At 68.7% G+C, this 24275-nt stretch carries 25 protein-coding genes and 1 tRNA gene; 10 read left to right on the top strand and 16 right to left on the bottom strand.

Translation table 11 applies throughout. The features are described from left to right. The 5 genes from pyrE to clpB form a co-directional block, all read right to left on the bottom strand. Nucleotides 1-567: an orotate phosphoribosyltransferase gene (pyrE, locus tag VGR06_RS12150; protein WP_327559130.1), complete on the bottom strand. Its 567-nt coding sequence runs from the start codon at nt 565-567 to the stop codon at nt 1-3. Between the two features lie 103 nt (nt 568-670). Continuing rightward, the gene (locus VGR06_RS12145; RefSeq protein WP_327559129.1) at nt 671-1492 is read right to left on the bottom strand and encodes a phospholipid scramblase-related protein; all 822 of its coding nucleotides are present in this window, start codon (nt 1490-1492) and stop codon (nt 671-673) included. Between the two features lie 165 nt (nt 1493-1657). After that, nucleotides 1658-2437, bottom strand: coding sequence for an SDR family oxidoreductase (locus tag VGR06_RS12140; protein WP_327559128.1), 780 nt, complete (start codon nt 2435-2437; stop codon nt 1658-1660). A 151-nt stretch (nt 2438-2588) separates the two neighbouring features. Then, complete coding sequence (locus VGR06_RS12135; protein WP_327559127.1) at nt 2589-3302, bottom strand: hypothetical protein; 714 nt, start codon at nt 3300-3302, stop codon at nt 2589-2591. Nucleotides 3303-3364: 62 nt separating this feature from the next. After that, on the bottom strand, nt 3365-5956 hold the full coding sequence (gene clpB / locus VGR06_RS12130) for an ATP-dependent chaperone ClpB (RefSeq protein WP_327559126.1): 2592 nt from the start codon (nt 5954-5956) through the stop codon (nt 3365-3367). 542 nt (nt 5957-6498) lie between these two features. Between clpB and VGR06_RS12125 the strand changes: the two genes are divergently transcribed. Both VGR06_RS12125 and VGR06_RS12120 read left to right on the top strand, forming a co-directional pair. Next, nucleotides 6499-7602, top strand: coding sequence for a globin domain-containing protein (locus VGR06_RS12125; protein ID WP_327559147.1), 1104 nt, complete (start codon nt 6499-6501; stop codon nt 7600-7602). Between the two features lie 30 nt (nt 7603-7632). Next, the gene (locus tag VGR06_RS12120; protein WP_327559125.1) at nt 7633-8034 is read left to right on the top strand and encodes an MmcQ/YjbR family DNA-binding protein; all 402 of its coding nucleotides are present in this window, start codon (nt 7633-7635) and stop codon (nt 8032-8034) included. Between the two features lies 1 nt (nt 8035). Here the strand turns inward: VGR06_RS12120 and VGR06_RS12115 are convergent, their stop codons facing one another. The 6 genes from VGR06_RS12115 to VGR06_RS12090 form a co-directional block, all read right to left on the bottom strand. Further along, the gene (locus tag VGR06_RS12115) at nt 8036-8461 is read right to left on the bottom strand and encodes a heat shock protein transcriptional repressor HspR (protein WP_327559124.1); all 426 of its coding nucleotides are present in this window, start codon (nt 8459-8461) and stop codon (nt 8036-8038) included. A 2-nt stretch (nt 8462-8463) separates the two neighbouring features. Beyond that, a complete protein-coding gene (gene dnaJ, locus VGR06_RS12110) occupies nt 8464-9648 on the bottom strand; it encodes a molecular chaperone DnaJ (RefSeq protein ID WP_327559123.1) in 1185 nt (394 codons plus the stop codon). 243 nt (nt 9649-9891) lie between these two features. Next, nucleotides 9892-10581 carry a nucleotide exchange factor GrpE gene (gene grpE / locus VGR06_RS12105; protein ID WP_414637229.1) on the bottom strand — a complete coding sequence of 230 codons (690 nt, stop codon included), beginning with the start codon at nt 10579-10581 and terminating at the stop codon, nt 9892-9894. Then, nucleotides 10578-12437: a molecular chaperone DnaK gene (gene dnaK, locus VGR06_RS12100; RefSeq protein WP_327559121.1), complete on the bottom strand. Its 1860-nt coding sequence runs from the start codon at nt 12435-12437 to the stop codon at nt 10578-10580. Before dnaK ends, grpE begins: the two co-directional genes overlap by 4 nt. A gap of 129 nt (nt 12438-12566) precedes the next feature. Continuing rightward, entirely contained in the window at nt 12567-13271 is a 705-nt protein-coding gene (locus tag VGR06_RS12095; RefSeq protein ID WP_327559120.1) for a DUF4097 family beta strand repeat-containing protein, read from the bottom strand. A gap of 315 nt (nt 13272-13586) precedes the next feature. Beyond that, entirely contained in the window at nt 13587-14660 is a 1074-nt protein-coding gene (locus tag VGR06_RS12090; protein ID WP_327559119.1) for a BTAD domain-containing putative transcriptional regulator, read from the bottom strand. Nucleotides 14661-14975: 315 nt separating this feature from the next. On the opposite strand from VGR06_RS12090, the gene VGR06_RS12085 reads away from it, so the two are divergent. Beyond that, complete coding sequence (locus VGR06_RS12085) at nt 14976-15530, top strand: hypothetical protein (protein ID WP_327559118.1); 555 nt, start codon at nt 14976-14978, stop codon at nt 15528-15530. A 54-nt stretch (nt 15531-15584) separates the two neighbouring features. Here VGR06_RS12085 and VGR06_RS12080 read toward each other — a convergent pair whose 3' ends face one another. Together VGR06_RS12080 and dcd are read right to left on the bottom strand one after the other, a co-directional pair. Further along, nucleotides 15585-16190, bottom strand: coding sequence for a hypothetical protein (locus VGR06_RS12080; protein WP_327559117.1), 606 nt, complete (start codon nt 16188-16190; stop codon nt 15585-15587). A gap of 365 nt (nt 16191-16555) precedes the next feature. Beyond that, the gene (dcd, locus tag VGR06_RS12075; RefSeq protein ID WP_327559146.1) at nt 16556-17140 is read right to left on the bottom strand and encodes a dCTP deaminase; all 585 of its coding nucleotides are present in this window, start codon (nt 17138-17140) and stop codon (nt 16556-16558) included. Between the two features lie 32 nt (nt 17141-17172). Between dcd and VGR06_RS12070 the strand changes: the two genes are divergently transcribed. From VGR06_RS12070 to VGR06_RS12060, 3 genes are read left to right on the top strand one after another with little or no spacing between them, the layout of a single operon-like run. Beyond that, a complete protein-coding gene (locus tag VGR06_RS12070; RefSeq protein ID WP_327559116.1) occupies nt 17173-17637 on the top strand; it encodes a YdeI/OmpD-associated family protein in 465 nt (154 codons plus the stop codon). A 36-nt stretch (nt 17638-17673) separates the two neighbouring features. Continuing rightward, entirely contained in the window at nt 17674-18054 is a 381-nt protein-coding gene (locus VGR06_RS12065; protein WP_327559115.1) for a PPOX class F420-dependent oxidoreductase, read from the top strand. A 56-nt stretch (nt 18055-18110) separates the two neighbouring features. After that, nucleotides 18111-18752, top strand: coding sequence for a dihydrofolate reductase family protein (locus VGR06_RS12060; RefSeq protein WP_327559114.1), 642 nt, complete (start codon nt 18111-18113; stop codon nt 18750-18752). A 49-nt stretch (nt 18753-18801) separates the two neighbouring features. Here VGR06_RS12060 and VGR06_RS12055 read toward each other — a convergent pair whose 3' ends face one another. Beyond that, on the bottom strand, nt 18802-19005 hold the full coding sequence (locus tag VGR06_RS12055; protein WP_327559113.1) for a hypothetical protein: 204 nt from the start codon (nt 19003-19005) through the stop codon (nt 18802-18804). A 241-nt stretch (nt 19006-19246) separates the two neighbouring features. On the opposite strand from VGR06_RS12055, the gene VGR06_RS12050 reads away from it, so the two are divergent. Then, nucleotides 19247-19729, top strand: a complete 483-nt coding sequence (locus tag VGR06_RS12050) for a hypothetical protein (protein WP_327559112.1) — start codon at nt 19247-19249, stop codon at nt 19727-19729. 607 nt (nt 19730-20336) lie between these two features. On the opposite strand, the gene VGR06_RS12045 is transcribed toward VGR06_RS12050, so the two are convergent. Both VGR06_RS12045 and VGR06_RS12040 read right to left on the bottom strand, forming a co-directional pair. Then, nucleotides 20337-20407 (bottom strand) — tRNA-Gly (locus VGR06_RS12045). A 23-nt stretch (nt 20408-20430) separates the two neighbouring features. After that, the gene (locus VGR06_RS12040; protein ID WP_327559111.1) at nt 20431-20892 is read right to left on the bottom strand and encodes a hypothetical protein; all 462 of its coding nucleotides are present in this window, start codon (nt 20890-20892) and stop codon (nt 20431-20433) included. A 262-nt stretch (nt 20893-21154) separates the two neighbouring features. Here VGR06_RS12040 and VGR06_RS12035 point away from each other — a divergent pair, with 262 nt between their 5' ends. From VGR06_RS12035 to VGR06_RS12025, 3 genes are all read left to right on the top strand, one after another. Beyond that, nucleotides 21155-21868 carry a response regulator transcription factor gene (locus tag VGR06_RS12035; RefSeq protein ID WP_327559110.1) on the top strand — a complete coding sequence of 238 codons (714 nt, stop codon included), beginning with the start codon at nt 21155-21157 and terminating at the stop codon, nt 21866-21868. Nucleotides 21869-22039: 171 nt separating this feature from the next. Then, nucleotides 22040-23860, top strand: a complete 1821-nt coding sequence (locus tag VGR06_RS12030; protein ID WP_327559109.1) for an acyl-CoA dehydrogenase — start codon at nt 22040-22042, stop codon at nt 23858-23860. Nucleotides 23861-23993: 133 nt separating this feature from the next. Beyond that, the gene (locus VGR06_RS12025; RefSeq protein WP_327559108.1) at nt 23994-24275 is read left to right on the top strand and encodes a GlsB/YeaQ/YmgE family stress response membrane protein; all 282 of its coding nucleotides are present in this window, start codon (nt 23994-23996) and stop codon (nt 24273-24275) included.

Genomic DNA, 24275 nt, shown 5'->3' with positions numbered 1-24275 from the left:
CTACCCGGCGGCGAGCCCGAGATCGTTCAGATCCAGCAACGACCGGTAGCGCAGCCCGCGGGCCTCGATCGCCTCCCGCGCGCCGGTGTCCCGGTCCACCACGGTGGCCACCCCGACCACCGCGGCGCCGGCCTCGGTCAGCGCGTCCACCGCGGTCAGCACGCTGCCGCCGGTGGTGGAGGTGTCCTCGACGGCGAGCACCCGCTGACCGGCCACCTCGATGCCCTCGATCCGCCGCTGCATGCCGTGCTCCTTGGCGGTTTTGCGCACCACGAACACGTCCAGCACCTCACCCGCGGCGGCAGCGGCGTGCATCATCGCGCACGCCACCGGGTCCGCGCCGAGCGTCAACCCGCCGGCCGCCACGTAGTTCCAGTCCGCGGTGAGCTGCCGCAGCAACCGCCCGATGAGCGGCGCCGCGGCGTGATGCAGCGTGGCCCGGCGCAGGTCGACGTAATAGTCGGCCTCCTTGCCGGAGGCGAGCACCACGTGGCCGCGCACCACCGAAAGCTCGGTCACCAGCCGGGCCAGCTCGCCCTTCGCCGTCTGATCAACCAGGGGAGTCACACCAGTCCGCACAAGGTCCCAGCCTGGCACATCCAAGGCCCGTCGCCGCGTCGCGACACCGGAGGGAAAGCAACGTCACGTTGCTTTCCCTCCACGACCACTGTCAGCCGAAGCCGCGAGAGTCCTGCTTCAGCGCGGTGTCCACGGTCAGCGCGGACGCCACCACCAGGCTCGCCAGCGGATCCGGCAGCGGCCGGTGCACCTGCACGACGTAGTTGTCCGCGGAGGTGAACATGGTCTTCGCCAGACCCTCCCAGGTCTTGGTGATCCGCGCGATCTCCGCGCCGGTGTGGTCGGTGACGGCGAAGTTCCACGCCCGCCAGTTCTCCGCCTGGATGCCGCCGATCTGCTGACCGTTGACCAGGAACGCGAACCGGATCTTGCCGAACACGTTGTCCTGCGCGATCTCCCCGACCGGCGAGCCGTCCGCCCGGGACACCAGGATGCGCGACTTGAACACCTTCGCCGGCCGGGTCAGCACCAGCACCGGCTGATGGTGGGCGTCGCGCACCTCGAGGTGGTGCGTCATGAACTGGTCCAGGCTGGAGAAGAACCGGACGGCCTTCTTCAGCGCGGACTGCCCGACCTGCGCCACCGAGCCGACCTGCCGGCCGTGCTGGTCGAACACCAGGTACTCGTTGGCCATCTCGATGAGCTTGACCTTCTGGTTCACCACCAGCACCGGCTCGGTGAACAGCGTCCCGCCGCCCTGGCCGACCTGCCCGACACCGGCCCGGCGCTGCTGCTCCTTGATCTTGTCCGGGTTGGCCGGCCCGCCGAGCCCGACCTCCCACGGGCTCGCGTCGCTGCGCGGCCGTTCCTGGGTGTTCTGCGTGTGCTGAGTCCACTGCGCGCCGTCCCACCAGCGCAGCAGCGGGGAGCCGGGTGTCTCCGGGTACCACCCGGGTGCTGCCGGATTCGTCATCCTAGTCCGCCTCTCCGGAATTTGATGCGGTGGTTGCGTTCCAGCCGGCGGTGCGGACGTGTGGTGGATTGTGGCTGGCTGCCGTCACGGTCCCCTGAGGTTGCGTTGGTCGGTGCGAGGCCTCGCCGATCCTAGCTCGGCAAGTCCTTAGGTGAGAGTTCCGCATCAGGTTCGGTCCCGGTTCTCCGCGACCTTGGTGACCAGGGTGCGCAGCAGCCTGCGCGGCAGCAGCCGGCCCACGCCGACGATCGCCTTGTACGGCAGGCCGGGCACCGAGCGCGACCGCCCGCGCTTGAGGTCGGCCAGGCAGTCGGCGACCACCCGGTCGGCGTCCAGCCACAGCATGTCCGGCAGTGGCGGCTCGCCGGAGCCGGTCCGCGCGTGGAACTCGGTGTGCGTGTAGCCGGGGCACAGCGCCAGCACCCGCACCCCGGAGCCGGCCAGCGAGATCGACATCCCCTCGGAGAACGTGGTCACCCACGCCTTCGTCGCCGAGTACGCCGCGCCGGGCCCGGGAAAGAACCCGGCCACGCTCGACACGTTGATCACGTCGCCGGAGCCCCGGGCCACCATGCCCGGCAGCGCCGCCCGGGTCAGCCGCAGCACGCTGGTCACGTTCACGTCCAGCTGCGCCTGCAACACCTCGAGGTCGGCCTCCACGAACGACCCGTTGGTGCCGAACCCCGCGTTGTTCACCAGCAGGTCGATCGGCTTGCCATCGTCGGCGAGCCGCTCCTCCACCCGCTTGCGCGCTCTCGTCGTGGCCAGATCGGCGGTCATCACCTGCACGTCCACCCCGTGCCGGTCGCCCAGCTCGGTGGCGATCTCCTTGAGCCGCTCCCGGTTGCGCGCAACCAGAACGAGGTCGTACCCCTCCGCGGCCAGCCTCCGGGCGAACGCGGCACCAATACCCGCGGTCGCCCCGGTCACGAGTGCCGTAGACATCAATTCCGCCTCTCCGGAATTAACTGCTGTCGTTGCGTTCCAGCTGATGGTGCGGTTGGCAGGTTGATTGTGGCTGGGTGCCGTCACGGTCCCCTGAGGTTCCGTTGGCAGGCCGGAGGCTTTCGACGGTGATCCATCGGGGCTCGATCATCTAGCTCGGTTGTTCGTCGTGTTCGACCTCGCCGTGCCGGCCGGTCTGGTGCTCCTGGTCGCCGACCGGGTCGACCTCGGCGTCGAACGGGTCGATCACGTCGGCCACCTCGCCGATGCTGCGCAGGAGGCGTTCGAGGCGGGACGGGCCGGCGCTGGGCGGGGCGCAGGCGAGCACCCAGCCGCCCTCGATCCAGGCGACCGGGATGTCGCCGCCGATGTCCTCGGTGGCGTCGACCAGGTCCGGGGTGATCAGGCCGCGGGCGCTGGCGATGTCGGAGACGAACGCGTAGCGCTGGCCGACCGGGCCGAGGAGCTCGGGCATGTGCTCGCGCTGGAAGGGGACGTTGGGCAGCCAGAGCTCGACCACGACCGGCTGGGTGCGCCGGCACTGCACGGCCGCGATGACCGTGCCGATGCGGCCGCCGATGTCGAGGTCGAACACGTAGACCCGGCGCCGGCCGTCGGCGGTGAACGTGGAGCCGGCGACCACGTCCTTGGCCGTGCCGCCGCCGTAGTAAGCGATGGCGCCGCTGGTCCACTGGGTGGGCAGGACGTGGTCGCTCTCGGTGAACTGCCAGCCACGCAGGGCCGCCCACCGGTGCCGCTCGCGGTTGCGCGACGTCAGCCGCGCGCGGTCCCGCAACAGCAGCACGCCGCCGACGAGCGCGGCTGCCGCCGCGACGACGAAGAACACCCACGCGGGTACACCCACGCCCGGCAGCCTAGTCGCCGCGGTCGCCGACCGAAGATCGCACGGCCGCGGCGCGCCGGTAGCTAGTTTCGCGCCACCGAAAGGCCCGAGTTGTCGTCGGTGACGTCGACCAGCACCGTGTCCCCGTCCCGGATGTCGCCGGCCAGCAGGCCCTTGGCGAGCTGGTCGCCGATGGCGGAGGACACCAGGCGGCGCAACGGCCGGGCCCCGTAGATCGGGTCGAAACCGTTGAGCGCCAACCAGTCCCGGGCCGACGGGGTGACGTCCAGGGTGAGCCGCCGGGCCGCCAGCCGCTTGCCGAGCCGGGTGACCTGGATGTCCACGATCGCGGTGAGCTCCTCGGTGGCCAGCGAGTGGAACACCACCACGTCGTCCAGCCGGTTGAGGAACTCCGGCTTGAAGTGCCGCTGCACGGTGCTGAGCACGGCCTCCTTGCGCTGCCGCTCATCCAGGTTCGCGTCCGCGATGGCCTGCGAACCGAGGTTCGACGTCAGCACCAGGATCGTGTTGCGGAAGTCCACGGTGCGGCCCTGCCCGTCGGTGAGCCGGCCGTCGTCGAGCACCTGCAGCAGCACGTCGAACACGTCCGGGTGGGCCTTCTCCACCTCGTCGAGCAGCACCACGCTGTACGGCCGGCGCCGCACCGCCTCGGTGAGCTGGCCGCCCTGGTCGTAGCCGACGTACCCGGGCGGCGCGCCGACCAGCCGGGCCACCGAGTGCTTCTCGGAGTACTCGCTCATGTCGATGCGCACCATGGCCCGCTCGTCGTCGAACAGGAACTCGGCGAGCGCCTTGGCGAGCTCCGTCTTGCCGACGCCGGTGGGACCGAGGAACAGGAACGAGCCGGTCGGCCGGTCCGGGTCGGCCACCCCGGCGCGGGCCCGGCGCACCGCGTCGGAAACCGCCCGCACCGCCTCCGCCTGGCCGACGACGCGCTCGGCCAGCGCGTCCTCCATGCGCAGCAGCTTCACGGTCTCGCCCTCGAGCAGCCGGCCGGCGGGGATGCCGGTCCACGAGGACACCACGTCGGCCACGTCGTCCGGGCCGACCTCCTCCTTGAGCATCAGCTGCTCACCCGAGGTCGCCGCGGTGTTCTTCTCCGCGGCGTCGAGTTCCTTCTCCAGCGCGGGAATCCGGCCGTAGCGCAACTCGGCGGCCCGGGCGAGATCGCCATCCCGCTCGGCCCGTTCCGACTCGCCGCGCAGCTGCTCGAGCTGCTCCTTGAGCTCGCGGACCTTCTCGATCGAGCCCTTCTCGTTCTGCCACCGGGCGGTCAGCGCGGAGAGCGTCTCGCGTTTCTCGGCCAGCTCCTGGCGAAGGGCCGCGAGCCGCTGCTTCGAGGCCGGGTCGTCCTCCTTGGACAGAGCCATCTCCTCGATCTCCAGCCGGCGCACCGCGCGGTCCACCTCGTCGATCTCCACCGGCCGGGAGTCGATCTCCATGCGCAGCCGGGAGGCCGCCTCGTCGATCAGGTCGATGGCCTTGTCCGGGAGGAACCGGGCGGTGATGTAGCGGTCGGACAGGGTGGCGGCGGCGACCAGCGCGCCGTCGGTGATCCGCACGCCGTGGTGCACCTCGTAGCGCTCCTTGAGCCCGCGCAGGATACCGACCGTGTCCTCCACCGACGGCTCGCCGACGAAGACCTGCTGGAAGCGCCGCTCCAGCGCGGCGTCCTTCTCGATGTGCTTGCGGTACTCGTCCAGCGTGGTGGCGCCGACCATGCGCAGCTCACCGCGGGCCAGCATCGGCTTGATCATGTTGCCGGCGTCCATCGCCCCCTCACCGGTGGCCCCGGCGCCGACGATGGTGTGCAGTTCGTCGATGAACGTGATCACCTGGCCGGCCGAGTCGGTGATCTCTTTCAGCACGGCCTTGAGCCGCTCCTCGAACTCGCCGCGGAACTTGGAGCCGGCCACCATGGAGCCCAGGTCCAGGGCGACGACCCGCTTGCCGCGCAACGACTCCGGCACGTCGCCGGCCACGATCCGCTGGGCCAGGCCCTCGACGATGGCGGTCTTGCCGACGCCCGGTTCGCCGATCAGCACCGGGTTGTTCTTGGTGCGCCGGGAGAGCACCTGCACCACCCGGCGGATCTCCGCGTCCCGGCCGATCACCGGGTCCAGCTCGCCCTTGCGCGCCCGGTCGGTCAGGTCGACGCCGTACTTCTCCAGCGCCTTGTAGGTGCCCTCGGGGTCCGGGCTGGTCACCCGGGCGGAGCCGCGCACCTTCACGAACGCCTCGCGCAGCGCGTCCGGCGTGGCCCCGTGCCGGCGCAGCAGGTCGGCCACGCTGCCACCCTCGGTGGCCAGGCCGACGAGCAGGTGCTCGGTGGAGACGTACTCGTCACCCATCTCGGTGGCGAGCTTCTGGGCGTGCGTGACGGCACGCAGGCCCTGGCCGTTGAGCTGCGGCGCGGACACCGTGGCGCCGGTGGCCGAGGGCAGCGCGGTGGCCAGTTGGTCGAGCTCCTTGCGGACCAGGGTCGGGTCGGCGCCGACGGCGGACAGCAGGGGTGCGGTCAATCCGTCGCCTTGCGCCAGCAGCGCACCCAGCAGGTGCACCGGGGTGACGTCGGGGTTGCCGGCCACCGACGCGGCCTGCGCCGCCGAGGAGATCGCCTGCTGGGTCTTCGTTGTCGGATTGAACGCGTCCATCCCTCACCTCAGGATCGCCGGGTTGTCGTCTCCGTACTGTCCAACGTCAGAAAAGTTGAGCCAGTTCCACTCAACCCATGCCTCGTCCCGCCGGGTCACCCTGATGTACCAACGGGTTGTCCACACCCATGGGGCACTTATCCACAAAGCCCAGGTCTCTGTCCACAGGCGAGTGGGGACGGTTTCCACAGCGTGAAGAGCCGTGACACACATACCGACACTCGAGTGAACACGGCGACCCGAGCATCCGCCACGGTGGCCGCGGGGGCGGAGATCCTTGCCCGATCGGGTATGTCTGTACCTACTCGAATGGCTGGTCAGCCGTAGTCTTTCGTAACGAAATGTTACGACGACGTGCGATCGGCCCCGCCGACCACCCAGAATCGGTCTGACGCCCACACCCCCGGGGGATCATTGCTTTAGTACCGTGGCACCGAACGCAGGGCGCCCGGTTTTGGAGCTGCCCCCCGACAACGACAGCCAAGGCCCTGGTGAGCCCCACTCCGCAACAGAGCGACGAGCAGCCTGCGGCGGTCGCACTCATGGTGCGGCTGGTCCGCGAAAGTTTTGCTGTCGTCGAACCGCAGGCCGACCACGTCGCCGAGGCGTTCTACGCCACCCTGTTCAGCATCGCGCCGGAGATCCGCGAGCTGTTCCCGCTGAACATGCAGGTGCAGCGGACCCGGTTCCTGCGCGCGCTGGTGCACATCGTGCAGATGATCGACCGGCCTGAGGAGCTCGGCCCCTTCCTGCGCCAGCTCGGCCGGGACCACCGCAAGTTCGGTGTGGTCAGCCGGCACTACGAGCCGCTGGGCATGGCGCTGCTGTCGGCGATCAAGAAGTTCGCCGGCGGGGCGTGGACGGTCGAGGTGGAGCACGCCTGGGCCGAGGCGTACACGATCGTCGCCCGCGCCATGCTCGACGCCGCGGCCGCCGACGAGGGGCCGGCGTGGTGGACGGCGACGCTGGTCGGCCACGAGCGGCGCGCCCGGGACCTGGCCGTGGTGCGCCTGCAGCCCGATCACCCGGTGCCCTACCTGCCCGGCCAGTACCTCAGCGTCGAGGTCCCGCAGCGCCCCCGGCTGTGGCGCTACCTCTCGCCGGCCACCCTCCCGCGCCCGGACGGCCTGCTGGAGTTCCACGTCCGGGCCGTGCAGGCCGGGTGGGTCAGCCGCGCGGTCGTCGCCGAGGCCCAACCGGGCGACGTCTGGCGGATCGGCCCGGCCATGGGTCGCCTGCGGGTGGACCGCAACGCCGGCCGCGACGTGGTCATGGTCGCCGGCGGCACGGGCCTCGCGCCGATGCGCGCCATCGTCGAGGACCTGGCTCAATGGGGCGACAATCCCCGGGTCCACCTGTTCTTCGGCGGCCGGGTCCGGGCCGACCTCTACGACCTGTCCCACCTCTACAACCTCGCCGGCAGCAACCCCTGGCTCACCGTCGTCCCGGTGGTCGAATCCGACGCCGACGCCGCGACCATGCAGCAGGGCACCCTCGCCGACGTCGTCACCCGCTACGGCGCCTGGGCCGACCGCGACATCCTCGTCTCCGGCTCCCCCGCCATGATCCGCTCCACCGTCTCCCGCATGCTCGTCGCCGGCACCCCCCTCGACCGCATCACCTACGACCCCTTCACCCTCGACTGACCGTCGGTCCCCGCCGGTACGGTCCTGGTCATGCCGGAATACGCCGACGTTGCGCCCGAGATCGTCGAGCGCCTTCGCGCGCTGTGTCTCGCGTTCCCTGAAAGCCATGAGCAGCAGGCGTGGGCCGGCATTCGGTGGCGGATTCGCCAGAGGTCCTTCGCGCACGTCCTGGCTCTTGACTCGGAATGGCCGCCGTCCTATGTGCAGGCGTTTCGGCCGGCTGGACCGGCCACGCTGCTCACGATGCGCGCGCCCATCCCCGAGTTGGAGGCCCTCACCAGCACGGGCCATCCGTTCTACCGCCCGCAGTGGGGTGAGAACGTCCTCGGCATGATCATCAACGAGGACACCGACTGGGACGAGCTGGGCGAGTTGCTCGCCGACAGCTACCGCATCCAGGCGCCGCGGAAGCTGGCAGTCCTCGTTGAGTAGGTCAGCGCCGGGGTTGGGGTTTCCAGACGACGAGGGCGGTTTGCCGGCGGACGGGGACGAGCTCGTTGCGGTAGGAGGCGTGGATGGCGGCGGCGGCCTGTTCGGCGGCGGTGTAGGCGGCGGCCAGCTCCTGGGTGAGGGCGGCGACCTGGCTGTGCAGGGCGTCGACCTCGTGCTCGAGCTCGATGATCCGTTTGATGCCGGCCAGGTTCACGCCTTCGTCCTGGGAGAGGCGCTGGACCTCACGCAGCAGGGCGATGTCGCGCATCGAGTAGCGCCGGCCGCCGCCTGAGGTGCGGCCGGGCGAGACCAGGCCCAACCGGTCGTAGCCGCGCAGGGTCTGCGCGTGCAGGCCGGAAAGCTGGGCGGCCACCGAGATCACGAACATCGGGGTGTCCTCGTCGGCTCCGGGTGGTAAACCCACCATGGTCAGCTCCTCTGTTGCAGCAGCCTGGTCAGCTCCGGCCGGGGATCCTGCCCGGCGATCGCTTCGGCGTAGCTCTCCAGCGCCTCCCGGGCCTTACCGTCCACTGTGGATGGAACGGTGACCTGGAGGGTGGCCAGCAGGTCGCCGGTCTGGCCGTCCCGGCGCGCGATTCCCTTGCCGCGCACGCGGAGCACCCGCCCGCTGGCGGTTCCCGGCGGCACCCGCAGGGACACCTTTCCGTCCAGCGTCGGCACATCCAGTGTGGTGCCGAGGGCGAGCTCGGTGAAGTCCACCGGCACCTTGATGGTCAGGTCGTTGCCGGACCGGCCGAACACCCGGTGCGGCGTGACGTGCACCCGCACGTACAGGTCGCCGGCGTGCCCACCGCTCTGCCCCGGCTCGCCCTGGCCGGCGAGGCGGATCTTCTGGTCGTCGTCGACGCCCGGCGGGATGCGCACGGTCAGCGTGCGGGTCTTCGTGCTCACCCCGTCGCCGCTGCACTCCGGGCACGGGTCGTCCACGATCCGGCCGGTGTTGCGGCAGTCCTGGCACGGCTCGCTGAACGCGAACGCGCCCTGGCTGCGGCTGACGAAACCCGTGCCACTGCAGGTCGGGCACACCCGGGGTGAGGTGCCCGGCCGCGCCCCCGACCCGTGACAGGTGTCGCATGTGGACGGACTGGACAGCCGCAGCGGCACGGTCGCGCCCTGGACCGCCTCCAGGAAGTCGATCCTGATCTCGGTCTCCACGTCGGACCCGCGCCGCGGCCGGCCGGTCGCGGCGGCGCTCCCGCCGCGGCGCCCGAAGAGGTTGCCGAGCATGTCGCCCAGCCCGCCGAAGCCCCCGGCCGTTGTCGTCTGCCCGCCGCTGCCGCCGAACAGGTCGCCGAAGTCGAAGTTCGTGCCACCTGAACCGAAGCCGCCGCCGAACGGCGAGCGCAGCCCGCCGGTGCCGAACAGCCGGCGGGCCTCGTCGTACTGCTTGCGCTTCTCCTCGTCGCCGAGCACCCCGTACGCCTCGGACACGGCCTTGAAGCGCGCCTCGGCCTGCGAGTTGCCCGGGTTCGCGTCCGGATGCAGCTCCCTGGCCAGCTTCCGGTACGCCTTCTTGATCTCCGCGTCCGACGCGTCGGTGGAGACCCCCAACTCGCGATAGAAGTCCTTGTCGATCCAGTCCCTAGCGCTCATCGGACTCCTGCCTTACGAATGAGGGCTCTGCACAACGACGGCCCGCGGTTGCGATGGCGCGGTATTGGCCAGTTGGCCCGGTTGCTCGCGGGGGAGCGGCGTGCCGTGCGGTGCTCGGGTCGGTGGCTGGGTTCGCGGGGCTGGTCGCCAGTCCGACCGCTCGGGCAGACCCCTCCCTTCCGGCGAGGTGCGGTGAAAGCGTCGTTTCTCTCGCTGGGCGTGAGCAAGGACGCTTTCACCGCACTAGCTCTTCCCGTTGGTGGGCTCACCGGAGTCCACCGGCTCGAACCAGTCGGTGGCCGACTCGGTCTCGCCTTCGACCACCCGGGCCGGCTCGTGGTCGGTGACCGCCACGAGGGCGGCGCGGACCACGCGGTCGCCGAACCGGTAGCCGCGGCGGAGAACCGCGGTCACGGTCGGGCCGGCGACGTCCGGGGAGGTGTTGTGCTGCACCGCCTCGTGCACGGCCGGGTCGAACGGCTCGCCGTCGTGGCCGAACGGCTCGAGGCCGACCTTCTGCAGCGCGCCGACCAGTTTGTCCGCCACCGACTTGAACGCGCCGGTGAGATCGCCGTGCTGCTCGGCCCGCTCGATGTCGTCGAGCACGGCCAGCAGCTCGGTGGCCACCGCGGCCTTCGCCGAGGTGATCACCACCTCGCGGTCCCGGTCGATCCGCTTGCGGTAGTTGGCGTACTCGGCCTGGAGCCGCTGCAGGTCGGCGGTGCGCTCGTCGAGCTGGAGCTTCAGCTCGGCCTCCGGGCTCGGCGGCGGCTCGGCCCCGGCGGCTCCGGGGGCGGCGGCCTCCGCCGCCCCGGCCTCCTCCTCGGGAGCCGGCCGCACCTGGCCGGTCTGCGGATCGATGCGACGGCGGTCCCGTACCACCACTCGGGGCTCCTCTCCGGGGTCGCCCGCGACTCGCTCGTCCGAGGTCACTTCTTCCCTTCCTCGTCGACGATCTCGGCGTCCACCACGTCCTCGGCGCCGGCGCCGCCGGTGCTCCCGGCCGAGCCGGACGCACCCTCACCGCCGCCGGCGGAGCCAGGCGTGCCGGTCTGCGCGTAGATGGCCGAGCCCATGGCCTGCGACTCGGTGGCCAGCTTCTCCATCGCCGCCTTGATCGTGGCGGTGTCCGTGCCGGCCAGCGCCTCGTTGGCCTCCTTGATCGCGGCGTTGACCTTCTCCTTGGCGTCGGCCGGGATCTTCTCGTCGTTCTCCTTGACGAACTTCTCGGTCTGGTAGACCAGCGTCTCCGCCTGGTTGCGGGTCTCCGCCTCCTCGCGGCGCTTCTTGTCCTCCTCGGCGTGCGCCTCGGCGTCCTTGACCATCCGGTCGATGTCGTCCCTGGGCAGCGCCGAGCCGCCGGTGATGGTCATCGACTGTTCCTTGCCGGTGCCCAGGTCCTTCGCGCTCACGTGCACGATGCCGTTGGCGTCGATGTCGAAGGTGACCTCGATCTGCGGCACGCCGCGCGGCGCCGGCGGGATGCCGGTCAGGTCGAAGGTGCCCAGCTTCTTGTTGTGGATGGCGATCTCCCGCTCACCCTGGAACACCTGGATGCCGACCGTGGTCTGCCCGTCGTCGGCGGTGGAGAAGATCTCCGAGCGCTTCGTCGGGATCGTGGTGTTGCGCTCGATCAGCTTGGTGAACACGCCGCCCTTGGTCTCGATGCCCAGCGACAGCGGGGTGACGTCGAGCAGCAGGACATCCTTGACCTCACCCTTGAGCACACCGGCCTGCAGCGCCGCGCCGACGGCCACGACCTCGTCCGGGTTGACGCCCTTGTTCGGCTCCTTGCCGCCGGTCAGCTCGCGGACCAGGTCGGTGACCGCGGGCATCCGGGTGGAACCGCCGACCAGCACCACGTGGTCGATGTCGCCGACCTTGATGCTGGCGTCCTTGATCACGTTGTTGAACGGCGCCCGGGTGCGGTCCAGCAGGTCGGACGTGATCCGCTGGAACTCCGCGCGGGTCAGCGTCTCGTCCAGGAACATCGGGTTCTTGTCCGCGTCCACCGTGATGTACGGCAGGTTGATGTTCGCGCTGTTCGAGCTGGACAGCTCGATCTTCGCCTTCTCCGCGGCCTCGCGGATGCGCTGCAGCGCCATCTTGTCCTTGTTCAGGTCGATGCCGGAGGACTGCTTGAACTTGTCCACCAGCCAGTCGACGATCCGCTGGTCCCAGTCGTCGCCGCCGAGGTGGTTGTCACCGCTGGTGGCCCGCACCTCGACCACACCGTCACCGATCTCCAGCAGGGACACGTCGAACGTGCCGCCGCCGAGGTCGAAGACCAGGATCGTCTGCTCCTTCTCGCCCTTGTCCAGCCCATACGCCAGGGCGGCCGCGGTCGGCTCGTTCACGATCCGCAGCACGTTCAGGCCGGCGATCTGCCCGGCCTCCTTGGTGGCCTGCCGCTGGGCGTCCTCGAAGTAGGCCGGGACGGTGATCACCGCGTCGGTGATCGGCTCGCCCAGGTAGGACTCCGCGTCCCGCTTCAGCTTCATCAGCACCCGGGCGCTGATCTCCTGGGCGGTGTACGTCTTGCCGTCGATCTCGGTCTTCCAGTCGGTGCCCATGTGCCGCTTGACGGACCGGACCGTGCGGTCGACGTTGGTGACCGCCTGGTTCTTCGCCGGCTGCCCGACGAGCACCTCGCCGTTCTTGGCGAAGGCCACGATGGACGGCGTGGTCCGCGAACCCTCCGAGTTGGCGATGACCGTCGGCTCACCGCCCTCGAGGACGGCGACGACGGAGTTGGTCGTCCCCAGGTCGATACCGACCGCTCGCGCCATGGAATTCCTCCTGCTTTCCTGTGCTTCGTGGAGCGTTGCCAGCCGCGAGTGTAACCGCAGACTTGAGCCCCGCTCGCTCAACCTTCCTGCAGGCTCAACGCGCGGGGCTCTGGTCTGGTTCCCGGCCGGTCAGACGTACCGGACGGTGATGTTGCCGGCGCTGGTGTGCAGCTCCAGCCGGTGGCTGCCGCTCGGGTCGTCTGGTACGTCGGAGCGCACGGTGCCGCTGTCCGTGCCGGTGCTCACCCGGTACGCCCCGCGCGGCACGGACACCGCGATGTTGCCGCTGTCCCCGCGCACGGTCACCGAACCGCGTGCGTTGTCCACGGTCACGTCGCCGGCGTCGGCCCGCACCGCCACGTCCGCACCGAGATCGGCCAGGCTCACCCGGCCCGAGTCGGCCTCCACGTTCACCCGGCCGGTGACGCCGCTCACCGTCAGGTCGCCGGAGTCGACCTTGAAGTTGACCTCGGCGGCGCCGGTCACCTCGACCCGGCCCGAGTCGCTCTCCCCGTTCACCCGGGTGCCGGCCGGCACGGTGACCTCGTAGTCGACGGCGCACTTGCGCACCGGGCAGCGGTCGATCACCAGCACGTCGCCCTCGACGTGATGCGTGGCACCCGGCCGGTCGCGGTCGTAGCGCACCGTCCGGTGCACGCTCGCCCTTTCCCCGGTGCGGATCGTGACATCCCCCGACTCGTTGTGCACCCGCACACTGGTGATCTTCGCGTCGACCCCCTCGTCGTCGGTGAACCTGCTCCCGTTCACCTCCCAGCCGCACGCGCTCAGCAACAACACACCGGCACCCAGCCCAGCCACGAGCAACTCGCGCATCGCCACCCCTCCCTGCGGTCGGTTCGACGTTAGGGCGGGCGGATGCCGCGAACCATCGGGGACACCCCCGAGTCGACCCTGGGGTTGCCCCTACCGCCGTTTACGTCCACGCCGGGCGTGATGTGCCCGGAGAATCCTGGATGGATGAACCCGGCGGTGACGCTGACGCGATGAGATCCTGGTCGACCACAACCGCGCCACGGCGTGGACCCGCAATCTGGTACATGCCATGCGAGGCAGGGAGGTCCGCTGGCAGATAGTGCTATTCCTGTTGGACGTCAAGAGTTTTCCGGTGGCCGTAGTCGCGAAGATGCTTCACCCCAGCCGGACCTTCGCCCTGCCTACCGCGCCCGAACCCGAGCTTGTCCACGCCGACTGGACCCGGGAGGGGCGTTGATGCCGCAAAACTCGCAGGTGCGCGGCGTGCAGCTCCGCGTCCGGCTCGACCCCGAGCGCATCTGCCAGGCGGGCCCGGATCCCGGCGAAGACTCCGAGCGCCGCCGCCTGCTCTCCCACTCCAGCGAAGGCGTCCATGAGCCGGACATGAAGTCCCTCGTGCAGGGGTTCCTCCAGCACAACGGGCCGTAGCAGCGCCACCGCTTGCTCGTACCTGCCCAGTTCGAGCGCAGTGTCGGCGGTGGCGAGGACGACGTCACACCGGTGGGCCATCGTCGCGATCGCGACCGGATGTTCCCGCAGGCCCATCGGCAGATCGGCGACCACCGGCGCACGCCAGTAACGCATGGCCCGCTCGAATGACTCGAAGGCCGAGCGCGGATCGTGCCGCCGGACGCTCAGTGCCTGAGCCACGGATTCCTTGAACAACAGCAAATCGAGTTGTGCCGGCCGGACCCGCAGCAGATAGCCCGCTGACGCCGACGCGATCAGTCGGGGATACCGTGGCTCGACTGCGGCTAGCGTCCGCCGCAGCCTGGCCACGTAGGTGTGGACCAGGCTCCGGCAACTGGCCGGTGCTCGCGCACCCCAGAGCACGTCGATGATCTCCTCGCTGCTGACCAGCTGGTTTGGTTGTAGAGCCAGCAAGCCAAGCAGGCAGCGCTGCTTTGTCCCACTGATCGCGACCGACCGCCCGCCGTAAGTGACGGTCAGCGGGCCCAGCACACCCAGGCGCAGCCGTGTCCCGTTCGCATGGTCAGACACCGAAAGCGAGTTGAGGTCCTCCTCGGACACCCCAAGGACCACGCCGAGACGGCGGATCGTGTCGGATCTGGGCTTGGTCACCATTCCATTCTCCAGGTAACGCAGTGCGCGGATGCTCAGCCCGGAACGGGCCGCCAGGTCCCGCTGTGTCAGCTTAGCCTGGGTCCTCCGTGCCCGGACAACCTCACCAATACGCTGCGTAGCCGAATAATGCGAAAATCGCAACATACTTCCCCCAGAACAAACGGTACCCCCCGACCATCGTGTGCTCGAACATATCTTCGATGTGGCATGATCGCAAGCCCTACGCGGGGCACGAACCTCACAACGCAAATCTTGCGTCAGGTCTGCAGCAGAGAAGTTGCCGCCAGCGTTCCACAACGTGCCGGTTCTTGGTGTCCTGCCCAGGCCAGCGATTGTCGGCGCACTAGTTGTGGGCACGGCCCGCGTACAGCCAGGATACAGCGCCGTTGCGTAGTCTCTGTTCGGGTGAACATTCGGCTACCGGCCGGTATCGCCCTCGGCTACCTGGGGAGGTATCCAATGATCGATAGAGCACGCTCACGAAGATGGAATCTCTGGTATGCGTTGACCATTCTGGCTGTCCTGCTCGCGAGTTCCTTGGTGAGTGCGGGCACGGTTGCCGCCGAGTCGGCCCGGTCCGAGCCGGTCACGGTCAACGGGAAAATGGTGCTGGACTGCGTGCACATGACACCGGAAACGCACAAGTACGCGGTGGAAAACAATTACTGCACGGACGGGGCGACCCCGCAGAACACCGTGTACGGCGATTGCGGGTACAGCTTCATCTACATCTATGCTCTCGGATCTCTCGAGGCACAGGTCTACTACGGCTTCGGCTCGTCGCTTGGTGCTGTGGTCTATCGCAATCTCGGGGTCGGCTGGGCGAGCACGTCGGGACTTTCCGGGGGGTGGAATGATTCCGGGGTAATGGCAAGTTCAACCTACGCGACAAACCGATACATCAATCCGGGATACGGTACGACCTACGTGGCCCTGGGCGGTGACGTCGTACTGTGGTGGGGCGGGACCTGTACGCTGCTCGGCCCTACGGACAACCGGTTCATCGGATACTGACGCCTGAGCAGGAGGACCGGCCCGGCAGTGTGCCGGGCCGGTCAGCTCCGGGCGTCAGCGATCGGCCAGCTCGGCGATCACTGGCCGGAGCCACGCCCGATAGCCGGGAATATCGGTCATCAGCGCCTCGGTCACCAGCACATGCTCGCGGCCCAACCGCCAGCCCCGGCTTGCCGCCACCGGTATTACAGTGACCCGCAGATCGAATGACGGTGTCCGGTGCCACCACCGGCGACCGGTCATCTCGCGGATAAGATCCTGTTCCATTCCGAACGGCCAGTTTCCCTGCCGACGGAAATCGACGTATCGCTGTTTCCAAATCTGCGCCCACTCCAGGGCATCCGCAGCTGCCCCGTTCACAAGATCCAGCAAATTCTTTCTGTCGCTGAGTTCCGGAAACTCCAACTGGGGTAGCAACGACAATCGCCTGCTTCCATCGGAAGAACCCGCTAAACCAAGCAACTCGTTCCACCAGGACGCCCACTGCGCAGGCACATCGACGGAAGCCGATTCAGCAATGCTAGGCCGGACGGCGACAGTAGGTTTGAGTGAGGGGATAACCGGATCCATCTCCGGTCGAAGACCCGCAACATCCCGCACGAAAAGCGCGATCACCATTCGATTGAACTCACCGACGGTGACCTCCCATGCAACCGCCATACTATCGAGTATGGCAGGTTGACCCCGGCATTGTCCAGACGGGCTTCTCCGCCAACTCGCTCCATGAGGGGTGGGTGGCTTTCAGGGCACGCCATCCTCTTAGCGATCTTTGGTCGTTAGGACACGCTGAGGGATCAATTGGGGAACAGCGGTACCGACATGTCCGGTTCCCACCCGAGCATCACCGCCGGCCGAACATGCGATCGGCGCCGCATCGCTGAGCCTGACCACCTCGCCTACCGACCGGATACCGCGCTCGTGCAGCCTGGTGGTCATCTCGCCGACACCCACAGCCGCCGAGCTGGCATTAGTGCAGGAAAGTCAGCTCACCTTGGCCAGGAACGTGGTGCCGGTGGAAGGCTGCCCTACCGCCGCTTGGTGTCCACGCGATGGAAGTTGAGGTGGGCCCGGGACGGTGTGGGTCCGCGCTGCCCCTGGTACCGCGAGCCCGCTTTGGCCGAGCCGTAAGGGTTCTCCGCGGCGGAGGTGAGCTGGAACAGGCACAGCTGGCCGATCTTCATCCCCGGCCAGAGCGTGATCGGCAGGTTGGCCACATTGGACAGCTCGAGCGTGATGTGCCCGGAGAACCCCGGGTCGATGAACCCGGCCGTGGAGTGGGTGAGCAGCCCCAGCCGGCCCAGGCTCGACTTGCCCTCCAGCCGCCCGGCCAGGTCGTCCGGCAGCGAGACCTTCTCGAACGTCGAGCCCAGCACGAACTCGCCGGGGTGCAGCACGAACGGCTCGTCGTCCACCGGCTCCACCAACGTCGTCAGCTCGTCCTGCTGCCGCTGCGGGTCGATGTGGGTGTACCGGCTGTTGTCGAACACCCGGAAGTAGCGGTCCAGCCGGACGTCGATGCTCGACGGCTGCAGCATCGCCGGATCGTATGGCTCGATGCCGAGCCGGCCCGACTCCAACTCCTTGCTCAGATGTTGATCGCTCAGCAGCACACCCAACCTTAGCGCCATTACGATCCGCACCTGTGGATGCGCAGCAGTTCACCGCCGTCGTCGCGTCGGGCCCGCGCGGCAGGGTGTACGTGCCCGTCCCGTTCGATCCGGATCTGGTCTGGGCGGCCAAACCACTGCACCACGTCAACGGCACCGTCAATGGCATGCGCATCCGCGGCCGGATCGAGCCGCTCGGCCAGGACCGCGGGGTGGTCCTCGGCGCGGCGTGGCGCCGCGACTGCGGCCTGGCCCCGGGCGATCGGGTCGAGGTCGTGCTCGCGCCCGAAGGCCCGCAGCGTGACGACCTGGCGCCGGACCTCGCCGCCGCCCTCGACGCGAACCCGGCGGCCGCGGCGTTCTTCGACTCCCTGGCCACCTTCTACCGCAAGGGCTACCTGCGCTGGATCGACGGCACCAAACGGCGGCCCGACGTCCGCGCGGCGCGCATCGCCGAGATGATCACGCTGCTGTCCGAGGGCCGCAAGCAACGCACCTGACTGTCACAGTCCGTCGCGCGTCCCCGTCCTCGGGGTATGAACACACTGACCACGCTCACGGCCCAGAAGACCATCCTGCTCACCACGTTCAAGCGCGACGGCGCGCCCGTCGGCACCCCGGTGAACCTGGCCGTCGAAGGCGACCACGCCTACTTCCGCACCTTCGACGCCGCCTGGAAGGCGAAGCGCCTGGCGCGCAACCCGCACGTCGAGGTGGCGCCGTCGACGCTGCGCGGCACCCCGACCGGCCCCGCGGTCTCCGGCCAGGCCCGCCTGCTCACTGGCGACGAGGCCCGGCACGCCGCCCGCATGCTGACCCGCAAACATCCCGTGCTGCACGGCATGCTGGTGCCCCTTGCGCACCGCCTGCGCCGCTACCGCACCCTGCACTACGAACTGGTCGCCGACCACCGATGAGTTTCCGCCCGCCCGACTGTCCAAGGGTGTGACAGCATCCGATGACAGGAGGAGCGATGAGCAAGGTTCGTTGCGGCATCACGGTTTCCCTGGACGGCTACGCGGCCGGCCCGAACCAGAGCAAGGAGGAGCCGCTCGGCGTCGGCGGTGAGCGCCTGCACGAGTGGTTCGTCGAGCTGGAGATCTTCAACCGCACCCACGGAACCGACTACGGCGGCGAGGTCAACGCCAGCACCCCGGTCGTCGAGGAGTCCCTGGCCAACGTCGGCGCCAAGATCATGGGCCGCAACATGTTCGGCGGCGGCCCCGGCCCGTGGAGCGCCGACCCCTGGCCGGGTTGGTGGGGCGAGGACCCGCCGTTCCACGTCCCGGTCTTCGTCCTCACGCACCACGCCCGGGAGCCCCTGACCCTCTCCGACACCACCTTCGTCTTCGTGACCGACGGGCCGGAGTCCGCCCTCGAGCAGGCCCGGAAAGCCGCCGGCGACAAGGACGTCACCATCGACGGCGGCGCCAACGTGATCCAGCAGTACCTCGCCGCCGGCCTCATCGACGAGCTCGAACTGCATGTCGCCCCGATCCTCCTCGGTGGCGGCGAACGCCTCCTCGACAACGTCGGCTCCGGCGTCGAGCTCGAGTTGATCCGCGCGGTGAACGCCCCCAAGGTCACCCACGTCAAGTACCGCGTAGTCAAGTAACGCGGCAGGGGCGCCTCCCGTTCGGAGGCGCCCCTTTTGTCACGTCAACTCAGCAGCACCCACCACCGAGCAGCCCACCCAGCAGGCCGTCGACCAGCCCGCTCAGGTCGAGCCCGCTCGTACAGGCGTCCGCACACTCCGACGGAGCCGGCGGCGTGCAATCCGACTCCGTGGCGCTCGCGGCACCCGCACCCACAACAGTCAGCACGATCCCGCTAACCACGACGATCACCACGTCACGAACACGAGACATAACCGTGCTTCCTCTCCAAGGTAGGCGACCACCCCGACAGTGATCGACTACCAGCCTCACTACCAGCGCATTCACCACCCCGCGATCCGAGCAACCCGGAAACGGGTTCAGTTCCGCCCTGTGAGTGACGCTGCGACCAGGAGCGAACCAGGAGCGGACGAGGACAGCGGCACCGCATCGTCGAGTGCGGCACCCGAAGCGGTGCGCTCGATTCCGCTCGACCCGGTCGGAAGGAACCCCGATGATCCGAACGCTCCGAAGATTGACGGTGCTGATGGCCGCCCTGCTCGCACTGGCCACCAGCGCGGTGATCACCGCCGGCACCGCAAGCGCCGACTTGTTTACCGGTCCGATAGTCCTGCACGCCGACGAGCACCTGGACGCGGGACGGGCCGTTCTGTACATGCAGTACGACGGAAACCTCGTGCTCTACAAGGACAACCGAGCCGTCTGGGACACCGGCACCTGGGGCGCCGGGCCGCAAACCTATGCGGCGTTCCAGAGCGACGGCAACCTCGTCGTCTACATCAACCAATACGCCCTGTGGAATTCCAGAACCTGCTGCAACTTCGGCTCCCAGCTCGTCATCACCGACGACGGCAACATGGTCATCATCAGCGCCTCCGGCCGATGGCTCTGGTCAACCGCCACCGGCGACCCCTCACCACCCCCACCCGACCCCGACCCGTGTCCCTACCCGCCCTACTGCGACGACGGAAGGTAGTAACTTCCGCAACCGGCCCGCTTCCCGTGCCCGGGGAGCGGGCCCTCTCTGAATCGGCTACGGTCGGTAGCCTCCGGGATTCTGCATTCTCGACAAAATGTTGTATGCCTCATTTCTGTAGTAGCTTGACATCATCACGTTCTTGCCTGACCAATATGAGGCGGCTATATAATGGTTGTACAATTGCTCGTCAGACATCCGTCTTGCGGGCTTATATTGCTGTTGCGACGCTCGTGAAACCGCAGGCCTACGGCGGTTGACACTTCCTTGCCAGGTTTCTGTCTTTGCGGGGTACCGCAGCGCGTCCCACCAGCGAATGACGCGCCTTCTCATTTTCCGAATCACGGCCGTCACCTCCTGCCAGACTTGCGATGTTAGCAGTGGCGACCGTCGCGGAACCACCACACGCAAGTGGTCGGCCCCCGGATGGCCTACATGTGCTCGAACGTCATCAAGCTGCCAGTGGCTTGATCGCGCCGTCGAAGCCAAACGCGCCCAGCCCCGCAAGGGCGAGGAGCCAGCACCGTGGGGGTCTGGGGGCTCGGCCCCCAGAACAAACGGCGACCGACGCGGTCCGCGCTCTCCGCGAACACACGTCTCCTGAGGGAGCGGATGACGGGAATCGAACCCGCATTCTCAGCTTGGGAAGCTGATGTTCTGCCATTGAACTACATCCGCAGGCTGGAGGGATCTTACACGAGTCAGGTGGGTGGGCGGATGCGGTCGCAGATGGCGGGGATGCCGAAGACGCGGAGGGTGGTGAGGACCTCGCGGGCGAGGGCATCGAAGGGTTGGCCTACTTCGAGCTCCCACCAGAGGTCGTCGATGGGGTAGCCGCCGACGGTGACCAGGGTGCCGATGGGGGCTTCCCAGCCGACCGGGGCGGGGTCGCGGCGGGTGCGGGTGGGGTAGTAGGGGCGGACGCGGAGCTGCTCGGTCCACTCGTCCTTGGTGAGGACACGGAGGGTGAGGGTGAAGCGGACGGTGGCTTCGAGGAGTGACTGGGACTCGGTGACGAAGACCTCGGCCCAGTACCGGTCGATCTCCATGCGGAAGCGGCGGCCGGCGCCGGTGAAGCCCAGCGTGCGGAGGCCGGGGGCGAGGCCCATGTCGATCATCAGGCGAAACCAGTCCTGCGCGCTGCGGTTCGTCTCCGCTTCCACCGCGCGCCCCCGCTCTGCTCCGGCTGGATGTTCCTTGATTAGTGACTACACCACTACCGCGTCAACGACTATCGACCGGGAGAGTGGCGGTCACTGTAACGATCCGTTGTACCTGTCTACTAACTGTCCGCTATACGCACGAAACACGTGTGAAGTTCGTGAGGGAACCTCACGTCACGTGGTCGCTCGAGGCTCGTCACCCACCTGGATGGGTGGCCCAGGCCTGGAGGATCGCATGCCGCACAGCCCCACTCAGCGCCCGATGCCGGGGGCTCTCACGGTCGCGCTCGTCGACGGGTTACCGCTGTTCCGGGACGGGTTGTCCGCCCTGATCAACCGCTCGCCGGGGTTGCGCTGGGTGGGCGCGGCGGAGCGGCCGAGCGCGGCCCTGCGACTGTGCGAGCGGTTCCGGCCGAACGTGGTGCTGATCGACTCCGGCCTCGACCCGCGCAGCCACCTGAGCAGCATGCTGGTCGCCGGGGACCCGGCGGCGGCACTGCTGGTGCTGATCGCCGAGGCGCACCGCAACACCCGCTACGTCGCCGGCGCGCTGGCCGCCGGCGTGCATGGCGTGGTCCTCCGGTCCGCGGAGCCGAACCAGATCGTCGACGCGATCCGCGCGGTGCACGGGGAGCGCCGCTACGTGGACCCGGCGTTGGCTCCGGTGCTGGCCGCGCCCCGGGGCCGGATCGGGCCGGGCTCGGTGCAGCAGCCGCTGTCCCGCCGCGAGTTCCAGGTGCTGCAGCTGATCGCGGACGGGTTGGAGAACCAGGCCATCGCCAAGATCCTGTTCGTGTCCGTGGAGACCGTGCGCACCCACGTGAAGAGCATCCTGCGCAAACTCGCCGCCCGGGACCGCACGCACGCCGTCGCGGTCGCGTTCCGCTCGGGGGTGCTGACCACCGAGGACGGCCGCCCGACCGCGGTCCCGCCGGTCGACTCCGGCCATGACGAGGCGAACGCCGGGGCCTGCTAGAGATACGTGACGCTTCCCATAACACTGGCGCTACGCCATCGAGTGAGAAGTTAGGCACAGTTGAGCGGCGTGTAGTGCACTGTCCTTGCCGGGGTTACTCGTAGGTAATATCCTGAAGTTACCGACGAGTAGCAAATCTCCGTGGCGGGTCGAAGCAGGGAGAGCAGTGCGATGGGCCACTACAAGAGCAACGTCCGGGACCTGGAGTTCACCCTGTTCGAAGTGCTGGGCGTGCAGCACCGGCTCGGCGGCGAGGTGGACGAGGACACCGTGCGCGGCGTGCTGGACGAGCTCGCGCGCCTGGCCGAGGGCCCGCTCGCCGAGTCCTTCGTCGACGGTGACCGCAACCCGCCGGTGTTCGACCCGAAGACCCACACCGTCACCCTCCCCGACCGGTTCAAGCAGGCCTACCGGCTGCTCATGGACGGCGAGTGGTGGCGCATCGGCCTCACCGACGACCTCGGCGGGCTCGGCCTGCCGCCGACCGTGCAGTGGGCCGCCTCGGAGCTGCTGCTCGGCTCGAACCCGCCGCTCTACATGTACATGGCCGGCCCGAACTTCGGCATGATCCTGCACCGCAACGGCACCGCGGAACAGCGCCGCTGGGCCGAGATCATGATCGAGCGCAACTGGGGCGCCACCATGGTGCTGACCGAGCCGGACGCCGGCTCCGACGTCGGCGCCGGCCGGGCCAAGGCGGTCCCGCAGCCGGACGGCTCGTGGCACCTCGAGGGCGTGAAGCGGTTCATCACCTCCGGCGAGCACGACCTGTCCGAGAACATCATGCATCTGGTGCTGGCCCGGCCCGAGGGCGCCGGACCGGGCACCAAGGGCCTGAGCCTGTTCCTGGTCCCCAAGTTCCACTTCGACGGCGAGACCGGTGAGCTGAAGGAGCGCAACGGCGTCTTCGCCACCAACGTCGAGCACAAGATGGGCCTGAAGGTCTCGACCACCTGCGAGCTGACGTTCGGCCAGCACGGCGTGCCGGCCAAGGGCTGGCTCCTCGGCGAGGTGCACAACGGCATCGCGCAGATGTTCCAGGTCATCGAGTACGCCCGGATGATGGTCGGCACCAAGGCGATCGCCACCCTGTCCACCGGCTACCTGAATGCGCTGGACTACGCCAAGGAGCGGGTGCAGGGCGCGGACCTGGCCCAGATGCTGGACAAGACCGCGCCGCGGGTGACCATCACGCACCACCCCGACGTGCGCCGCAGCCTGATGCTGCAGAAGGCCTACGCGGAAGGGCTGCGCGCGGTCTACCTCTACACCGCGAGCTTCCAGGACACGATCTGGAACTCCGACGGCGACGAGGAGGCGCTGGACCTGGCCGCGCGGGTGAACGACCTGCTGCTGCCGATCGTCAAGGGCGTCGGCTCCGAGCGGGCCTACGAGCAGCTCGCCCAGTCGCTGCAAACCCTTGGCGGGTCAGGGTTCCTGCAGGACTACCCGATCGAGCAGTACATCCGCGACTCCAAGATCGACTCGCTGTACGAGGGGACGACGGCGATCCAGTCGCTGGACTTCTTCTTCCGCAAGATCGTCCGGGACAAGGGCCAGGCGCTGGCCCACCTGGCCGGAGAGATCACCGAGTTCATCGACACCGAGCGCGGCAACGGCCGGCTGAAGGAGGAGCGGCTGCTGCTCAAGCAGGCACTCGAGGACGTGCAGGGCATGCTCGGCGCGCTGATCGGCTACCTGACCGAGTCGGCCGAGGACCCGCGCAGCGTGTACCTGGTCGGCCAGCACACCGTCCGGCTGCTCATGGCCACCGGCGACCTGATGATCGGCTGGCTGCTGCAGCGGCAGGCCGGGGTCGCCATCGCGGCGCTCGACGCCGGCGCGACGGGCAAGGACCGGGCGTTCTACGAGGGCAAGCTCGCGGTCGCGTCGTTCTTCGCCCGCAACGTCCTGCCCGAACTCTCCGCCGGCCGCAAGATCGTCGAGTCGGCGAACAACGACCTGATGGAGCTGGACGAGGCCGCGTTCTAGGGTGCGATGAAGGGGGCCTTCCTCACGCTCAGCGCGAGGAAGGCCCCCTTCATCGCTTCCCCGGCGAGCGGATTCCCTGACGCGGTGGCACGCTTCTCACAGAGCGTGTCGGCATTCGCTTAAGGGAGCGGTCATGACGTGGTCGTTGGGGTCCATCATCGGACTTCTCATCGCGGGGATCATTCTCGGGGTCATCGGGCGGGCGCTTGCCCCGGGCGATCAGAAGATCCCGTTCTGGCTGACCATCGTGGCCGGGATCGTCGGCGCGCTGATCGGCAACCTGGTCGCGACCTGGGTCGGCGTCCGGTACACCGGCGGGTTCGACTGGTGGCGGCACATCTTCCAGGTCATCGCCGCCGTGCTGGCGGTGATGGTGGCCGCGGCCGTCTACCCGAAGGCGCGCACCAGCGCCTAG

It is taken from the genome of Actinophytocola sp. (assembly GCF_036002505.1).
GTDB lineage: Bacteria > Actinomycetota > Actinomycetes > Mycobacteriales > Pseudonocardiaceae > DASYTH01.
The sequence above is the reverse complement of the archived record's forward strand: the minus strand, read 5'-3'. Positions and strand labels throughout refer to the sequence as shown.

Bases quoted from the DNA above. Each gene is read 5' to 3' on its own strand.
- VGR06_RS12095 (WP_327559120.1), bottom strand. From the start codon at position 13,271: ATGCGCGAGTTGCTCGTGGCTGGGCTGGGTGCCGGTGTGTTGTTGCTG.
- VGR06_RS12090 (WP_327559119.1), bottom strand. From the start codon at position 14,660: ATGTTGCGATTTTCGCATTATTCGGCTACGCAGCGTATTGGTGAGGTT.
- VGR06_RS12125 (WP_327559147.1), top strand. From the start codon at position 6,499: ATGGTGCGGCTGGTCCGCGAAAGTTTTGCTGTCGTCGAACCGCAGGCC.
- VGR06_RS12080 (WP_327559117.1), bottom strand. From the start codon at position 16,190: ATGGCGGTTGCATGGGAGGTCACCGTCGGTGAGTTCAATCGAATGGTG.
- VGR06_RS12145 (WP_327559129.1), bottom strand. From the start codon at position 1,492: ATGACGAATCCGGCAGCACCCGGGTGGTACCCGGAGACACCCGGCTCC.
- VGR06_RS12050 (WP_327559112.1), top strand. From the start codon at position 19,247: ATGATCCGAACGCTCCGAAGATTGACGGTGCTGATGGCCGCCCTGCTC.
- VGR06_RS12115 (WP_327559124.1), bottom strand. From the start codon at position 8,461: ATGGTGGGTTTACCACCCGGAGCCGACGAGGACACCCCGATGTTCGTG.
- VGR06_RS12060 (WP_327559114.1), top strand. From the start codon at position 18,111: ATGAGCAAGGTTCGTTGCGGCATCACGGTTTCCCTGGACGGCTACGCG.
- VGR06_RS12025 (WP_327559108.1), top strand. From the start codon at position 23,994: ATGACGTGGTCGTTGGGGTCCATCATCGGACTTCTCATCGCGGGGATC.
- VGR06_RS12035 (WP_327559110.1), top strand. From the start codon at position 21,155: ATGCCGGGGGCTCTCACGGTCGCGCTCGTCGACGGGTTACCGCTGTTC.
- dnaK (WP_327559121.1), bottom strand. From the start codon at position 12,437: ATGGCGCGAGCGGTCGGTATCGACCTGGGGACGACCAACTCCGTCGTC.
- VGR06_RS12120 (WP_327559125.1), top strand. From the start codon at position 7,633: ATGCCGGAATACGCCGACGTTGCGCCCGAGATCGTCGAGCGCCTTCGC.
- VGR06_RS12055 (WP_327559113.1), bottom strand. From the start codon at position 19,005: ATGTCTCGTGTTCGTGACGTGGTGATCGTCGTGGTTAGCGGGATCGTG.
- VGR06_RS12065 (WP_327559115.1), top strand. From the start codon at position 17,674: ATGAACACACTGACCACGCTCACGGCCCAGAAGACCATCCTGCTCACC.
- clpB (WP_327559126.1), bottom strand. From the start codon at position 5,956: ATGGACGCGTTCAATCCGACAACGAAGACCCAGCAGGCGATCTCCTCG.
- VGR06_RS12030 (WP_327559109.1), top strand. From the start codon at position 22,040: ATGGGCCACTACAAGAGCAACGTCCGGGACCTGGAGTTCACCCTGTTC.
- VGR06_RS12085 (WP_327559118.1), top strand. From the start codon at position 14,976: ATGATCGATAGAGCACGCTCACGAAGATGGAATCTCTGGTATGCGTTG.
- dnaJ (WP_327559123.1), bottom strand. From the start codon at position 9,648: ATGAGCGCTAGGGACTGGATCGACAAGGACTTCTATCGCGAGTTGGGG.
- VGR06_RS12140 (WP_327559128.1), bottom strand. From the start codon at position 2,437: ATGTCTACGGCACTCGTGACCGGGGCGACCGCGGGTATTGGTGCCGCG.